We start from the raw sequence: 15837 nt of genomic DNA on the forward strand, positions 1-15837 counted from the left end.
CAGGGTAGCCGTCGACCGGACGGCCCCGCTGCCTACCAGGAGTCCGCATGAACGCCCGCGTCCATCCCGAAGCCACCGCCGCCAGTCTCTCCGAAGGCGCCGACTACGAACTGCTCGCCCAGCGTTTCCGACCGATCTTCGCGCGCATCGCCGAAGGCGCCGTCGAGCGCGAACGGCAACGCGAACTGCCCCACGAGGCGATCGCCTGGCTCAAGCAGGCCGGCTTCGGCGCCGTGCGCGTGCCGCGCGAGCACGGCGGCGCCGGCGCCTCGCTGCCGCAGTTGGTTCAGTTGCTGATCGAACTGGCCGAGGCCGACTCCAACATCACCCAGGCCCTGCGCGGCCACTTCGCCTTCGTCGAGGACCGTCTCAATGCCGAGCCCGGCCCTGGCCGCGACCGTTGGCTGCGGCGCTTCGTCGAGGGCGACCTGGTCGGCTGCGCCTGGACCGAGGTCGGTTCGGTACGGCTGGGCGAAGTGCTCACCCGCGTCTCGCGCAAGGACGACGGTCGCTGGGTGGTGAACGGCAGCAAGTACTACAGCACCGGTAGCCTCTTCTCCGACTGGATCGATCTGTATGCCCAGCGCGACGACACCGGCGCCGACGTGATCGCGGCGATCCGCACCGACCAGCCCGGCGTGCGCCAGAGCGACGACTGGGACGGCTTCGGCCAGCGCACCACCGGCAGCGGCACGTCGCGGTTCGAGGACGCCGAGGTGGAGGAAGAGAACCTCATCGACTTCGCCAGCCGCTTCAAGTACCAGACCGCGTTCTACCAGTTGGTCCTGCTCGCGGTGCTGGCCGGCACCGGCCGCGCCGCCTTGCGCGACGTCGCCGCCGAGGTGCGCGGGCGGACCCGCATCTACAGCCACGGCAATGCCCCGCGAGTCAGCCAGGATCCCCAGGTGCAGCAGGTGGTCGGGCGCATCGCCGCGCGCGTCTACGCCGCCGAGGCGGCCACCCTGCGCGCCGCCGAAGCGGCCCAGCGCGCCTACCTGGCGCGCTTCGTAGGCGACCCGCAGGCGGAGAAGGAGGCCAATGTCGCCGCCGAGATCGAATCGGCCAAGGCCCAGGCGATCGTCGCCGAACTGGTGTTGCAGGCCACCAGCGAGCTGTTCGACGCCAGCGGCGCTTCCGCCGTCGGCCGCGGCAAGCAGCTCGACCGCCACTGGCGCAATGCGCGTACCGCCGCCTCGCACAATCCCCTGATCTACAAGCAACGGATCGTCGGCGACTGGGAGATCAACGGCAGCGAGCCGCCCTACGTCTGGCAGATCGGCAGCGGTCCGGCCACGGCGTCCCGCTGAACCTCGCCCATCCCATCGCAAGGAGTCGCCATGAGCGCACTGGAAAAGAACGCCGCCGATCCCTATCGGCAACCGCTGCCACGGACCCCGGCCCGGCGCATCGCCGACGACGCCGAGGCGATCCGCGTCGCCCGCGAACTGGCCGGGCTGTTCGCCGAGGAAGCCTCGCTGCGCGACCGCCAGCGCCGGCTGCCGGTGGCCGAACTGGAAGCCTTCTCGCAGAGCGGCCTGTGGGGCATCAGCGTACCGCGCGCCTACGGCGGCGCCGAGGTCGGCTACCGGACCCTGGCCGAAGTACTGAAGACCATCGCCGCGGTAGACCCGTCCCTGGCGCAGTTGCCGCAGAACCACCTGGCGGTGCTCGATCATTTGCGCCTGGACGGCAGCGAGGAGCAGAAACGCTTCTTCTACGGCCTGGTGCTAGACGGCGTGCGCTTCGGCAACGCCTTCTCCGAACGCCACAGCCGTACCGTCGCCGAATTCCAGACACGAGTGCTGGCGGATGGCGACGGGTTCCGCATCGACGGCCGCAAGTTCTATTCGAGCGGCGCCCTGCTCGCCCACTGGGTACCGGCCGTCGGCCTCGACGCCGAGCAGCGCGCGCACCTGGCGTTCATCCCGCGCGACGCGCCGGGGCTGACGGTGATCGACGACTGGTCCGGCTTCGGCCAGCGCACCACCGCCAGCGGCACCGTCATCCTGGACAACGTGCGGGTGCCGGCCGAGCACGTCATCCCGGTGCACCGCGCCTTCGACCGCCCCACCGCCGCCGGCGCCGTATCGCAGTTCATCCAGGCCGCCATCGACGCCGGCATCGCCCGTGGCATCCTCGCCGAGACCGTGCAGCAGGTGCGCCGCCACGCGCGGCCATGGATAGACGCCAACCAGCAGCACGCCTGGGAAGACCCCTATACCATCCAGCAGGTCGGCGACCTGCGCATCCGCGTGCGCGCCGCGGAAGCCGTGCTCGACCTGGCGGCCGACGCCATCGAAGCCGCGCTCGCCGCCCCCGACGAGGAGAGCGTGGCCGCCGCCTCGATCGCCGTGGCCGAGGCCAAGGTGCTCACCACCGAAGCCGCCCTGCTCGCCGCCAACCGGCTGTTCGAACTGGCCGGCACGCGCTCGACCCTGGAGGAACTCAATCTCGACCGTCACTGGCGCAACGCCCGCACCCACACCCTGCATGACCCGGTGCGCTGGAAATACCATGCCATCGGCAACTACCAGTTGAATGGGGTGAAGCCACCGCGGCACGCCTGGCTCTAGGAGCCGTCCCGGGCCTTGGGGGCGGATAGCGCCACCGGCGTCATCCGCCGTCCGCCCAGGTCAGGCCGGCAGCGCGTTGCGCCCGGCCTCCTTCTCCCAGAGCGCCCGCAGGTCGCGATAGCCGGCCGCCGGATGGGAATCCGGCAGCCGCGGGCCGTCGCCGAACAACTTCTCGCGCAGGGTTCCCGGCGCATATTCGGTCTTGTACACCCCGCGCTTCTGCAACTCCGGCACCAGCAATTCGACCACGTCGCTGAAGGTTTCGTGGGCCAGCGCATAGGCCAGGTTGAAGCCATCCACGTCGGTGTCCTCCACCCACTCCTGCAACAGGTCGGCGACGGTCGCCGGGCTGCCGACGAACAGCGGGCCGAAGCCGCCGATACCGACCCAGTCGGCCAGCTCGCGGACCGTCCAGGTGCGCTTCGGATCGGCGCTGGAAAACGCTTCCACCGCCGATTGGATCGCATTGGTATGGATATGCCGCAGCACCTGTTCCGGCCGATACTGGCCGAAGTCGATCCCGGTCCAGCCGGAGATCAGCGCCAGGGCCCCTTCGTAGCTGACGAAGGCGCGGTATTCGTCGAACTTGGCCCTGGCCTTGGCGTCGGTCTCGCCGAGCACCACCGTCTGCAGGTTGAACACCAGTACCTTGCGCGGATCGCGGCCGGCCTCGGCGACGCGCTGGCGGATGTCGGCGACCGCCTGCTTGAGCACGGTCTTCGACGGCGCGGCGACGAACACGCATTCGGCGTGCTCGGCGGCGAAGCGCTTGCCGCGACTCGACGCGCCGGCCTGGTAGAGCACCGGCGTGCGCTGCGGCGATGGTTCGCAGAGATGGATGCCGGGTACCTGGAAGTGCTCGCCGACATGGCGGATCTCGTGGATCTTGCCCGGGTCGCTGAAGATCCGTCGGCGACGGTCGCGGAGCACCGCGCCGTCCTCCCAACTACCTTCGAAGAGCTTGTAGAGCACCTGCAGGTATTCGTCGGCATAGTCGTAGCGGCGGTCGTGGTCGAGCTGGGCCTGCTGGCCGAGGTTGCGCGCGCCGCTTTCCAGGTAGGAGGTCACTACGTTCCAGCCGATCCGGCCCTTGGTCAGGTGGTCCAGGGTCGAGAGTCGGCGGGCGAAGGGATAGGGATGCTCGAAGGACAGCGAGGCGGTCAGGCCGAAGCCCAGGTGGCGAGTCACCGCGGCCATCGGCGTGATCAGCGCCAGCGGGTCGTTCACCGGTACCTGGGCGGCCTGGCGGATCGCCGCGTCGCCATTGCCGTCGAGCACATCGTAGATGCCCAGCACGTCGGCGATGAACAGTCCGTCGAAACGGCCGCGTTCGAGCAACCGCGCCAGGTCGGTCCAGTACTCCAGGTCCTTGTACTGCGAGGAACGGTCGCGCGGATGCGCCCAGAGGCCGGGCGACTGGTGGCCGACACAGTTCATTTCGAAGGCGTTGAGACGGATTTCGCGCGGCATGGGGACTCCTTGGTTTGCCTGTGCATCCGGCACCCCGTGCACAGCCCGTGCCGGGCCGCGGGGCCGCGCCGGACAAGGCCTGGGTGACAAGCCCCTGTCGCTGGGCGGGCGCAACTGCTGGGCAAGTGTTGGTGGATCAACACATTCGCCCGCCCCACCCGAGCCCCGAACCCCGTAGGGCGAATAGCGCCCCGGCGCTATCCGCCAGCGCACCGGAACCCCGTCCGGCGGATAGCCGCGAGCGGCTATTCGCCCTACCCGAACCTCTCCATTACCCGTAGGGCGAATAGCGCCCCGGCGCTATCCGCCAACGCACCGGAACCCCGTCCGGCGGATAGCCGCGAGCGGCTATTCGCCCTACCCGAGCATCCCCATTGACCCGTAGGGCGAATAGCGCCCCGGCGCTATCCGCCAACGCACCGGAACCCCGCCCGGCGGATAGCCGCGAGCGGCTATTCGCCCTACCCGAGCATCCCCATTACCCGTAGGGCGAATAGCGCCCCGGCGCTATCCGCCAGCGCACCGGTACCTCGTCCGGCGGATAGCCGCGAGCGGCTATTCGCCCTACCCGAGCATCCCCATTGACCCGTAGGGCGAATAGCGCCCCGGCGCTATCCGCCAGCGCACCGGAACCCCACCCGGCGGATAGCCGCGAGCGGCTATTCGCCCTACCCGAGCATCCCCATTGACCCGTAGGGCGAATAGCGCCCCGGCGCTATCCGCCAACGCACCGGAACCCCGTCCTACCCGAGCGCTCCGTGCGCCCAGCGCCGGTAGAGTCCGCGCGCCGCGGCGTCGAGCAGGTAGCCGAGCAGGCCGATCAGCAGCACCATCGCCATCAGCTCGGAGTACGCCAGGCGATCGCGGGTGTCGAGGATGTAGTAGCCGAGCCCGGCGCTGACGCCGAGCATCTCGCAGGGCACCAGGACGATCCAGAGGATGCCGATGGCCAGGCGCACGCCGGTCAGCACATGGCCGAGGATGCCCGGCAGGATCACCCGGCGCAGGGTTTCCCAGGGCGTGGCGGCGAGGCTGCGGCTCAGTTGCAGCCAGCGCGGGTCGAGCTGGCGCACGCCGGCGGCGGTATTCAGCAGGATCGGCCAGAGCGCGGCGAAGGCCAGCAGGAAATAGATCGGCTGGTCGCCCACGCCCATCAGCATCACCGCGATGGGCATCCACGACAGCGGCGAGATCATCCGCAGGAACTGGAACGCCGGAGTGGTCGCCGCTTCCAGGTTGCGCGAGGCGCCCACCAGCAGCCCCAGCGGCACTCCCACCAGCAGCGCCAGGAACAAGCCCAGCAGGACCCGTTTCAGGCTCACTAGCACATGCTCGTAGAGTTCGCGGCGCTCCAGCAGTTCACCCAGGCTGAGCAACGTCGCCTGCGGCGAGAAGCGTGCCGAAAGGCCGTCGGCGGCGCCGAACAGGGCCACGCCGAGCCACCACAGGGCGAACAGCGCCAGCAGCCCGGCAACGCCCAGCGCACCCTGGCGCAGGGTCTGCCTCACGGGCTGATCTCCTCGCTGCGCTGGAAGCCCTCGGCGAGGCCGAACGCCTGCAACCCGCCGACCTCTGCCAGGGCCTGGCGGACGAAGCGGTCGTCCACCAGATCACTGGCCACCTGGCGCGGATCGAGGCTGGCGAGGAAGGCATTATTGCCTTCGATCAGGGTGTCTTTCAGCCGCCGCACCAGTTCCTCGGTGTAGCTCGGATAGGGATAGGGCTGGAAGTCGATGCGCCGCTCCTGCCAGTCGGCGTGGCGGATCGCTCCGCTGGCGAGATAGGCCTGCTGCTCCTCGGCGCCCGGCGCCAGCACCCGGCCGAGGACCTCCGGCGCGTGCGGCGTGTAGCGGTTGGCTCCGGCCTTGGACAGCAACTGTGCGGCCTCGGCGCGGTGCTCGCGAGTCCATAGCTGGGCCTTGACGATGGCGTTGACCACCTTTTGCGACCACTGCGGCCGCCGCTCCAGGTCGTGTTCGTGCATGAACACCACGCAGCAGGCGTGGTTGCGCCAGACATCGCCGGTGAAGCGCTGTACCCGGCCGACCTTGAGGTTCTCCGCCAGGGCATTGAACGGCTCGGCGACGATGTAGCCGTGGATGCGCTTGCTGGCCAGCGCCGGCGGCATGTCCGAAGGCGGCAGCACCACCAGGTTGACCTCGTCGGCGGCCAGCGCCGCGCCCACCGCGCGGCTCACCGCGCGCAGGCCGTTGTCGCGCAGCAGTTGCTGCAACACCACGTTGTGGATCGAGTACCAGAACGGGATCGCCACGCTCTTGCCGCCGAGCTGGCGCACGTCGGCGATCTCCGGAGCCACCGTGAGCCCCGAGCCGCCGACGTGGTTCCAGGCCACCACCTTGGCCGGCACCTTGCTGCCGTAGCGGGCCCAGACGGTCATCGGCGACAGCAGGTGGATGACGTTGACCTGGCCGGAGATGAACGCCTCGATCACCTGCGCCCAGCTACGCAACAGCACCGGCCGTTCGGCCTGGATGCCCTCGGCCTCGAACAGGCCGTTGGCATGGGCCACCAGCAAGGGCGTGGCGTCGGTGATCGGCAGGTAGCCGATGCGCACCGGCGCGTCGGGTTCGGCGGCGGCGCGCGCCTGCAGGCTGCTCAGCAGCGGCAACGCGCCGGCGGCGCTGAGCAGCGCGGCGAGCTTGAGGATGTCACGTCGGGAATGGGTCGGGTCGTCCAGGCACATGGGAGGCCTCCGGCTGAGCGATGGGATGGGCATGGGTGCGGCTCGCCCGCCGTAGGGTTTTCAGGATCTCGATGCGCAACGCGCCCAGTTCCTCGACCAGCTCCGCGCGTGGCTGCGGCAGGTCGATGCGCCACTCGCCGAGGGTCCGCGCCGGGCTGTCACCCAGTAGCAGGATGCGTTCGGAGAGCAGCAGGGCCTCGTCGATATCGTGGGTGATCAGGACCACGGCGGTGCCGCGCTCGTGGATCGCCCGCAGCAGCAGCTGCTGCATGTCGGCGCGGGTCACTTCGTCCAGCGCGCCGAAAGGTTCGTCGAGCAGCAGCACCTTCGGCTGCCGCGCCAGGCAGCGGGCCAGCGCGGTGCGCTGGGCCATGCCGCCGGAGAGTTGCGCCGGGTAGCGGGCACGGGCGTGCTCCAGGCCGACCGCGGCGATCGCCTGGTCGACGCGGGCCTGGCGGGTGACCGCGTCGAGGTGCGGCTGGCGGGCGAAATCGAGGCCGAAGGCGACGTTCTTCTCCAGGTTCAGCCAGGGCAGCAGGCTGGGGTCCTGGAACGCCACCGCGACGCCCGGATGCGGTCCGCGCAGGGGCTCGCCGAGTACCCGCACGCTGCCGGCGGCCGGCTCCTGCAGGCCAGCCAGCACGCGCAGCAGGCTGGACTTGCCGACGCCGCTGGGACCGAGGATCGAGACTACCTCGCCGGCACCCAGGCGCAGGTCGAAATCGCCGAGCACCGCCTGCCAGCCGGCACCGCGCGGATAGCCGAGGGCGATCCCGCGAGCGTCGAGGAGCGCCTCGCTCATGCCTTGGCCTCGGCCTGGCGTTGCAGTTCGGCGCGCAGTTGCACCAGGCTCGGCGTAACGATCGGGACGAACGCCGACTCGCGCCAGCGGCGGGCGAAACCGGCGCCGTGCTCGCTCAGGTAGGCCTTGCCGCCGCTGGCCTGCAACTCCAGTTGCACGGCATTGGCGGCGGCTTCGGCGAGCCCGATGCGGATGCGGAACAGGCGTGCCGGCTGACTGGCGAACTCGCCGCTGGCCAGTCCGGCGTGCAGCGCCGCCACGTGCCCGTCGAGGGTTTCGCGCTGTGCCGCCAGCTCGCCATCCAGCAGCGAACGACTGCCGCCCAGGTGCCGCTGCACTTCGTCCAGCGCGCGGCGCGCCAGGCCGATGGCCATGCCGCATTGCAGGCCGAGGAAGGCCGGGCGCACCCGTGGCAGGAACTGCCGGGCGTCGTCGTGCAACAGCCAGTCGCGCCCGACCGCCACCGCGCGCAGGTCGAGGGCGGCGGTGTTGCTGCATTGCAGGCCGAGCAGGCGCAGGTCCGCCGAGCGCTGCACGCCGGCGAGTCCTTCGGGAATCGCCAGGACGAAGGGACTGCCGCCCTCCCCGCGTTCGATCGCCGCCGCCACCACGAAATCGCCGCTGCGCAGGTTGGTCACCCACGGCAGGCGACCGTCCAGGCGCCAGCCGGCCTCCTCCGCGTGCGCCACCACCTGCAGCGCCTCGATCCCGGAAAGGAACTTCATCGCGTTGGACAGCCCGGTGGCGCCGGCCAGGCGGCCGGCCAGCAGGTCGCCGAGCAGGCGTTGGCGCAGTTCCTGGTTGGGACTCTGCAACAGGTACTCGATGAAGGCGCGCTGGCCCCAGAAGACGAACGCCGCGGTCAGCGAGCGCGCCGCCACCGCGGCCACCCGCTCCACCGCGTCGGCGAGCGTGCCGCCGGCGCCGCCGAGGCGTTCCTCCACCGCCACGCCGAGCACGCCGGCGGCGGCCAGGCGCGGCAGCAGCGCGGCGGGATCGGCGTCGCCGCGGTCGAGGGCGTCGGCCTGGCGGTCGAGCCAGTCGCTCAGGGTCGGGTCAAGCATGGTCGTCACTCCTTGCGCCGGCGCGGCACGCCGCCCGGCAAGCGCAGGCTCAGGCCTGCGGGTTGGTCCAGCGATATTGCTCCAGCTCGGCATTGAGCGGCGTGCGGGCGAACACGTTGGCGAAGTTGCAGAGCGTCGCCAGGCTCACCCCGAGGATCACTTCCAGGGCCTGGGCCTGGTCGAAACCAGCGGCGCGGAAGGCTTCGAACTGTTCGTCGGTGACCGCGCCGCGACTGGCGATCACCGCGCGGGTGAAGTCGGCCAGGGCTTCGTAGCGGGCATCGGGCAGTTCGCCGCGGGCGCGCAGGGCCTCGATCACCGGCTCCGGCAGGCGCGCCTTGTTGCGCGCCACCGCGGTGTGCCCGGCAACGCAGAAGTCGCAGCCATGGGTGGTGGCCGCCACCAGTTGCACCACTTCCCGCTCGGGCAGGCCGAGGCTGGCCTTGGCGTTCAGCCCGGACACGGTGAGGTAGGTTTCCAGGGCGGCCGGCGCATTGGCCAGCACGCCGAGCAGATTCGGGATATAACCCGAGTTGTTCAGCGCGGTCTGGAGGAACGGACGCGCCGCCTCGGGGGCGTTTTCCAGGGTGAGCACGGGAACGCGTGACATGCTTTCGACTCCGGTGGTTGAGGTGTCGAAGAAGTCTCTTGGTAATAAGAAATCCATTCAATATTCTAAAGTCGCTATCACTTGCTCTTGAGTCTTTCCCTTAGATGAATTCGTCCAACCCGCTTGTCGATTGGTTATTAGACAGCCTCGAAGTCGACACCAGCCTGTTCCATGTCGGTCGCTACTGCGGCGGCTGGCATGCCTCCACCCACGGCCTGGCGCGTGCCAGCTTCCACCTGGTGGTGCAGGGACACTGCTGGGCGCACGTCGCCGGAAGCGCCCGGGGCTGGCGACTGGACAGCGGCGACGCGCTGTTCTTCCTGCGCGACGTCGAGTTCCGCCTTTCCAGCGAGGCCACCGCCGAGGCCGCGCGCTGCCAGCCGCGCGGCGAAATGCAGGCGCTGGAGTGGAACGCGGCGGACGGTGCCGGCCTGGTCTGCGGGTTCTTCCACTTCCATTCGGGATTGTCCGGGCTGATCGTCGACGCCCTGCCCGACTGGCTGATCCTGCGCGCCGGCGATCCGGCGCTGGACGCGGCGCGACGCCTGTTCGCCCTGATCGTCGACGAGTGCCGCCGCCAGCCGGCGCCGTCGCCGGTTCTGCTGGAGCGCCTCAGCCACCTGCTGTTCCTCTACGTGTTGCGCCAGCAGGTGCTCGACAACCCGACCCTCGGCGGCCTGGTGGCACTGGCCCGCCAGCCGCAGTTCGCCGGCCTGCTGGAAGCGCTGATCGAGGCACCCGAACAGCCCTGGAGCCTGGAACAGATGGCCGAACGCACCGGACTCTCGCGCTCGGCCTTCTTCAAGCGCTTCAACGAACTCAGCGGTCAGTCGCCGGGACAGGTCCTGCTGGCCCTGCGCATGCACCGCGCCTGCGCCCTGCTGCGCGCCGACGCCAGCGTCGCCGAGGTCGCGGCGGCGGTCGGCTACCAGTCCACCGCCGCCTTCACCCGCGCCTTCCACAAGGCCACCGGACAGCAACCGGGGGCCTATCGCAAGGCCAGCCGCTGATCGCCGGAGGCCGATCGGCACCGAGCAGGCCAACGGCGCTGAAGCGGGGTCGAAGAGCGCGCGCCTCGTCAAGCGCCCGGTCCGCAACGGCAACCCGGAACACGCCACGCCCCGGCCTTGGGGTGGATGGCGGCGGACAGCGCCACGGCCGCTGCCCGCCCCTGCACAGCCCCGCCGCTTCGGGCTAGGATGTGCCTTCGTTCCCCCGGTCGGCCCGCGCCCATGCCCAGAGCCAGCAAAGTCACCGATCCGTCCTACGAGCTGATGGACGACCACGAAGGCCATTCGCTGATCTACCGCCAGCACGGCTTCCCCAGCCCGCTGGTGCGCTGGCACTTCCACAAGGAATACGAACTGCACCTGATCGTCGCCAGCTCCGGCAAGGTATTCATCGGCGACTACATCGGCAACTTCGCCCCCGACACCCTGTTCCTCACCGGCCCCAACCTGCCGCACAACTGGATCAGCCAGGTCGAGCCCGACGAGGTGGTGGCCCGGCGCGACATGCTGGTGAACTTCACCGACGAGGTGCTGGAGGACGGCAGCGGCGTATTCTCCGAGCTGAACCGCCTGGCCCCGCTGCTGGCGCGGGCGCGCTACGGCATCGAGTTTCGCGACCCGGCGCTGATCGGCGAAAGCCGGCGACTGTTGCAACGCATCGCCGACAGCGGTGGCATGACCCGCCTGGGATACTTTTTTATCCTCATGGAACAGCTCGCCGAATGCGAGGACTATCAGTTGCTCTCTACCGTCACTTCCTCGCAACTGGCCGACGAGCACAACGTCGAACGGATCAACCGGGCGGTGGACTACATCTTCCAGCACTACGCCCAGGACCTCACCCAGGAGCAGGTCGCCGCCCACCTGGGCATGACCCCCACCTACTTCTCGCGCTTCTTCAAGCAGGCCGCCGGGCGCGGCTTCGTCGAGTTCGTCAACCGCCTGCGCATCAGCAAGTCCTGCGAGCTGCTGGCCCGCAGCGAGCTGCCGGTGACCGAGGTGTGCTTCGAGTCGGGCTTCAGCAACCTGTCCAATTTCAACCGGCGCTTCCAGCAGCTCAAGGGCATGACGCCCACCGGCTACCGGCGCCTGGTGACCCAGCGGCTGACCGAGCAGAACCTGCTCTGAGCCTCCAGCGCCCCACCCCGGCGGTGCAAAAAAGTATCGGTCGAAGTGCAGTCGAGGCTTTGTCGGTTGCGTGACGCGCCTGTGTAATCGGCAGCGAGCGACACAAAAACAATAATGTCTTCCGCGCCGCCCGCCGGCCCGGAAGAGGAGTTCACCGATGAACGACTCGATCAAGGCCTGCCTGGCCGCCGCCTGCCTCGCCCTGCCCCTGCTGGCCCAGGGCGCCGAGACCCTGACCATCGCCACGGTCAACAACAACGACATGATCCGCATGCAACGCCTGTCCAAGGTGTTCGAGGAAAGCCACCCGGACATCGCGCTGAAATGGGTGGTGCTCGAAGAGAACGTCCTGCGCCAGCGCCTGACCACCGACATCGCCACCCAGGGCGGACAGTTCGACCTGCTCACCATCGGCATGTACGAAGCCGCGCTTTGGGGCGCCAAGGGCTGGCTGGAGCCGATGAGCGGGCTGCCCGCCGACTACGCCCTGGACGACCTGTTGCCCTCGGTGCGCGACGGTCTCTCCGTCAAGGGCACGCTGTACGCCCTGCCGTTCTACGCCGAAGCCTCGATCACCTACTACCGCAAGGACCTGTTCCAGCAGGCCGGGCTGCGGATGCCCGAGCAACCGACCTGGACCCAGCTCGGCGAGTTCGCCGCCAGGCTCAACCGCCCGGACCAGGGCCAGTACGGTATCTGCCTGCGCGGCAAGGCCGGCTGGGGCGAGAACATGGCGTTGATCGGCACCCTGGCCAACGCCTTCGGCGCACGCTGGTTCGACGAGCGATGGCAGCCCGAATTCAGCGGCGGCGAATGGAAGAAGGCTCTCGACTTCTATGTCTCCACCCTCAAGCGGTACGGCCCGCCCGGCGCCTCCAGCAACGGTTTCAACGAGAACCTGGCGCTGTTCAACAGCGGCAAGTGCGCGATCTGGGTGGACGCCAGCGTCGCCGGTTCGTTCGTCACCGACAAGAGCCAGAGCAAGGTCGCCGACGCCACCGGCTTCGCCTTCGCCCCCCGGGAAGTCACCGACAAGGGCGCCTCCTGGCTGTATTCCTGGGCCCTGGCGATTCCCGCCAGCTCGCGCGCCAAGGACGCGGCGAAGGCCTTCGCCACCTGGGCCACCTCGCAGGCGTACGGCAAGCTGGTGGCGGACAGGGAAGGCGTGGCCAACGTGCCGCCCGGCACCCGCGCCTCGACCTACAGCGAGGCCTACCTGGCCGCCGCGCCGTTCGCGCGGGTCACCCTGGAATCGCTGAAGCGCGTCGATCCCAACCATCCGACGCTGAAGCCGGTGCCCTATGTCGGCATCCAGTTGGTCACCATCCCCGAGTTCCAGGCCATCGGCACCCAGGTCGGCAAGCTGTTCTCCGCCGCCCTCACCGGGCAGATGAGCAGCGACCAGGCGCTCGCCGCCGCGCAGCAGAGCACCGCCCGCGAGATGAAGCGCGCCGGCTATCCGAAGTAGTCCGCCGCCGGGCGCAGCCGCGCCCGGCGCGGCGCTGCTCGAGCGCTTGCCCTTGAAGATCCAGACGGAGTCGCCATGAACACCTCGGCCCTCGATACCCCGCTCCCGGCCCGTCCCGCCCACCGTCGCCTCCAGCGCCGCCGGCGCGGCCCTGGCTGGCTCCTGGTCAGCCCCTCGGTGGCGCTGCTGCTGTTGTGGATGATCGTGCCCCTGGGCATGACCCTGTATTTCTCGCTGATCCGCTACAACCTGCTGTATCCCGGCGAGAATGCCTTCGTCGGCGTGGAGAACTTCACCTTCTTCGTCACCGACGCCGGCTTCCTGCCCGGCGCGCTGAACACCCTGCTGCTGGTGGGCAGCGTGCTGGCGATCAGCGTGGCGTTCGGCGTGCTCATCGCCGCGCTGCTGGAGGCCGGCGAGTTCTTCGGTCGCGGCGCGGTGCGGGTGTTGCTGATCTCGCCGTTCTTCATCATGCCGACGGTGAGCGCGCTGCTCTGGAAGAACCTGATCTTCCACCCGGTCTCGGGCATCCTCGCCGCCGTCTGGCGCCTGTTCGGCGCCGAGCCGGTGGATTGGCTGGCGCACTATCCGCTGCTGTCGATCATCCTCATCGTCTCCTGGCAATGGCTGCCCTTCGCCATCCTCATCCTGATGACCGCCATGCAGTCCCTCGACCAGGAGCAGAAGGAGGCCGCCCGCCTCGACGGCGCCGGTCCGCTGGCGATCTTCTGGCACCTGACCCTGCCGCACCTGGCGCGGCCCATCGCGGTGGTGCTGATGATCGAGACGATCTTCCTGCTCTCGGTGTTCGCCGAGATCTTCACCACCACCAGCGGCGGCCCCGGCTACGAATCGACCAACCTCGCCTACCTGATCTACAACCAGGCGCTGCTGCAGTTCGATGTCGGCATGGCCTCGGCCGGGGGCCTGATCGCGGTGCTGATCGCCAATATCGCCGCCATCGTGCTGGTGCGGATGATCGGCAAGAACCTTACCGAGCGCAGCTGAGGAACCCGCCATGCTGACACTCAAGCAATCCCGCCGCCTGCGCAACGGCCTGCTCGGCCTGCTCTGCTGGGGCATCGCCCTGCTGCTGTTCTTCCCGATCTTCTGGATGCTGCTGACCAGCTTCAAGAGCGAGATCGACGCCTTCGCCACGCCGCCGCAGTTCATCTTCCAGCCGACCCTGGAGAACTACCTGCACATCAACGAGCGCAGCGACTACTTCGCCTATGCCTGGAACTCGCTGCTGATCTCCTCCTCGGCGACCCTCCTGTGCATGCTCGTCGCGGTGCCGGCGGCCTACTCCATGGCCTTCTTCGAGACCCGCCGCACCAAGCGCACGCTGCTCTGGATGCTGTCGACCAAGATGCTTCCGCCGGTCGGCGTACTGATGCCGATCTACCTGCTGGCCAAGCAGTTCGGCCTGCTCGATTCGCGGCTGGCGCTGATCATCGTCTACACCCTGATCAACCTGCCGATCGTGGTCTGGATGGTGTACACCTACTTCAAGGACATCCCCGTGGACATCCTCGAAGCGGCGCGCCTGGACGGCGCCGGCACCTGGCAGGAGATCGTCCGCGTGCTGCTGCCGATCGCCCGCGGCGGGCTCGCCTCGACCCTGCTGCTGTCGCTGATCCTGTGCTGGAACGAGGCCTTCTGGTCGCTCAACCTGACCTCCTCGGCCGCCGCCCCGCTGACCGCCCTGGTCGCCTCCTATTCCAGCCCCGAAGGACTGTTCTGGGCCAAGCTCTCGGCCGTCTCCACCCTCGCCTGCGCGCCGATCCTGGTCTTCGGCTGGATCAGCCAGAAGCAGCTGGTACGCGGCCTTTCCTTCGGCGCCGTGAAATGAAGCGCATCCCCATCCTTTCGTCCACGGAGGTATTCCGCCATGGCTGATCTCAAGATCCGCAACCTGCAGAAAGGCTTCGACGGCCAGGCCATCATCAAGGGCATCGACCTCGACGTCCGCGACCGCGAGTTCGTGGTCTTCGTCGGCCCCTCCGGCTGCGGCAAGTCGACCCTGCTGCGCCTGATCGCCGGCCTCGAAGAGGCCAGCGGCGGCAGCATCGCCCTCGACGGCACGGACATCACCGACACCCCACCGGCGAAGCGCGACCTGGCGATGGTCTTCCAGACCTACGCGCTGTACCCGCACATGACGGTGCGCAGGAACCTCTCCTTCGCCCTCGACCTGGCCGGCGTCGACAAGCGCGAGGTCGCCGCCAAGGTCGACGCCGCCGCACGCATCCTCGAACTGCAAGCGCTGCTGGAGCGCAAGCCGCGCCAGCTCTCCGGCGGCCAGCGGCAGCGGGTGGCGATCGGCCGGGCGATCGTGCGCAACCCGAAGATATTCCTCTTCGACGAACCGCTGTCCAACCTCGACGCCGCCCTGCGCGTGCAGATGCGCCTGGAACTGGCGCGGCTGCACCAGGAACTGGCGGCGACCATGATCTACGTGACCCACGACCAGGTCGAGGCGATGACCCTGGCGGATAAGGTCGTGGTGCTCAACGGCGGACGCGTCGAGCAGGTCGGCTCGCCGCTGGAGCTTTACCACCATCCGGCCAACCTGTTCGTCGCCGGCTTCCTCGGCACGCCGAAGATGGGCTTCCTGCGCGGCCATCTCAGCCGCAACCAGGGCGAGCGCTGCGAGGTCGCCCTCGAATGCGGCGCGCGCGTCGGCCTGCCGCTATGCGCCGGCGAGCTGGCCACCGGCAGCCCGGTGACCCTCGGTATCCGCCCGGAACACCTGAACATCGCCCGCCCGGGCCATGCCTTCCAGGGCCTGCTGCGGGTCGCCGCCGACGTCAGCGAGCGCCTGGGCAGCGACAGCTTCTGCCATGTCCGCGCCGACTCGGGGGAAATGCTCACCCTGCGCGTGCGCGGCGATTTCGCACCGGACTACGGCGCAACCCTGGAGCTGGGCTTCGATCCGGCGCACTGCCATCTGTTCGACAGCAACGGCCAGGCCCTCGACAAACGACTGCAACAGGCGGCCTGAAGCC

The 15837-nt window shown here is 69.1% G+C and carries 14 protein-coding genes; 8 read left to right on the forward strand and 6 right to left on the reverse strand.

The features are described from left to right. Nucleotides 1-47 precede the first annotated feature (47 nt). Both AC4OR5_RS25495 and AC4OR5_RS25500 read left to right on the forward strand, forming a co-directional pair. Nucleotides 48-1307, forward strand: coding sequence for an acyl-CoA dehydrogenase family protein (locus tag AC4OR5_RS25495; RefSeq protein WP_009316108.1), 1260 nt, complete (start codon nt 48-50; stop codon nt 1305-1307). A 30-nt stretch (nt 1308-1337) separates the two neighbouring features. After that, the gene (locus tag AC4OR5_RS25500; RefSeq protein WP_003107493.1) at nt 1338-2573 is read left to right on the forward strand and encodes an SfnB family sulfur acquisition oxidoreductase; all 1236 of its coding nucleotides are present in this window, start codon (nt 1338-1340) and stop codon (nt 2571-2573) included. 60 nt (nt 2574-2633) lie between these two features. Here AC4OR5_RS25500 and AC4OR5_RS25505 read toward each other — a convergent pair whose 3' ends face one another. From AC4OR5_RS25505 to AC4OR5_RS25530, 6 genes are all read right to left on the reverse strand, one after another. Then, nucleotides 2634-4043 (reverse strand): LLM class flavin-dependent oxidoreductase, encoded by a 1410-nt coding sequence (locus AC4OR5_RS25505; RefSeq protein ID WP_058159988.1) that lies wholly within the window; start codon nt 4041-4043, stop codon nt 2634-2636. Between the two features lie 743 nt (nt 4044-4786). Then, complete coding sequence (locus tag AC4OR5_RS25510; protein WP_003089428.1) at nt 4787-5551, reverse strand: ABC transporter permease; 765 nt, start codon at nt 5549-5551, stop codon at nt 4787-4789. Next, nucleotides 5548-6747, reverse strand: a complete 1200-nt coding sequence (locus tag AC4OR5_RS25515; RefSeq protein ID WP_003107732.1) for an ABC transporter substrate-binding protein — start codon at nt 6745-6747, stop codon at nt 5548-5550. The genes AC4OR5_RS25510 and AC4OR5_RS25515 overlap by 4 nt, the downstream gene beginning before the upstream one ends. After that, the gene (locus tag AC4OR5_RS25520) at nt 6713-7549 is read right to left on the reverse strand and encodes an ABC transporter ATP-binding protein (RefSeq protein WP_058159987.1); all 837 of its coding nucleotides are present in this window, start codon (nt 7547-7549) and stop codon (nt 6713-6715) included. Before AC4OR5_RS25520 ends, AC4OR5_RS25515 begins: the two co-directional genes overlap by 35 nt. Then, on the reverse strand, nt 7546-8613 hold the full coding sequence (locus tag AC4OR5_RS25525) for an acyl-CoA dehydrogenase family protein (protein ID WP_023094025.1): 1068 nt from the start codon (nt 8611-8613) through the stop codon (nt 7546-7548). The genes AC4OR5_RS25520 and AC4OR5_RS25525 overlap by 4 nt, the downstream gene beginning before the upstream one ends. Before the next feature lie 49 nt (nt 8614-8662). Beyond that, nucleotides 8663-9223 (reverse strand): carboxymuconolactone decarboxylase family protein, encoded by a 561-nt coding sequence (locus AC4OR5_RS25530; protein ID WP_003089433.1) that lies wholly within the window; start codon nt 9221-9223, stop codon nt 8663-8665. A gap of 104 nt (nt 9224-9327) precedes the next feature. Between AC4OR5_RS25530 and AC4OR5_RS25535 the strand changes: the two genes are divergently transcribed. The 6 genes from AC4OR5_RS25535 to AC4OR5_RS25560 all read left to right on the forward strand — a co-directional run bounded on the left by AC4OR5_RS25535 (nt 9328) and on the right by AC4OR5_RS25560 (nt 15833). Beyond that, a complete protein-coding gene (locus tag AC4OR5_RS25535; RefSeq protein ID WP_003089436.1) occupies nt 9328-10233 on the forward strand; it encodes an AraC family transcriptional regulator in 906 nt (301 codons plus the stop codon). 222 nt (nt 10234-10455) lie between these two features. After that, on the forward strand, nt 10456-11361 hold the full coding sequence (locus tag AC4OR5_RS25540; RefSeq protein WP_003089438.1) for an AraC family transcriptional regulator: 906 nt from the start codon (nt 10456-10458) through the stop codon (nt 11359-11361). A 157-nt stretch (nt 11362-11518) separates the two neighbouring features. Further along, entirely contained in the window at nt 11519-12829 is a 1311-nt protein-coding gene (locus tag AC4OR5_RS25545) for an ABC transporter substrate-binding protein (protein ID WP_003105362.1), read from the forward strand. A 75-nt stretch (nt 12830-12904) separates the two neighbouring features. After that, nucleotides 12905-13837 carry a carbohydrate ABC transporter permease gene (locus tag AC4OR5_RS25550; protein WP_003111701.1) on the forward strand — a complete coding sequence of 311 codons (933 nt, stop codon included), beginning with the start codon at nt 12905-12907 and terminating at the stop codon, nt 13835-13837. A gap of 10 nt (nt 13838-13847) precedes the next feature. Beyond that, complete coding sequence (locus AC4OR5_RS25555; protein WP_003111700.1) at nt 13848-14681, forward strand: carbohydrate ABC transporter permease; 834 nt, start codon at nt 13848-13850, stop codon at nt 14679-14681. Nucleotides 14682-14720: 39 nt separating this feature from the next. After that, nucleotides 14721-15833, forward strand: a complete 1113-nt coding sequence (locus AC4OR5_RS25560; RefSeq protein WP_023097596.1) for an ABC transporter ATP-binding protein — start codon at nt 14721-14723, stop codon at nt 15831-15833. The last annotated feature ends 4 nt before the right edge of the window (nt 15834-15837 follow it).

Source organism: Pseudomonas sp. YA1 (assembly GCF_058680555.1).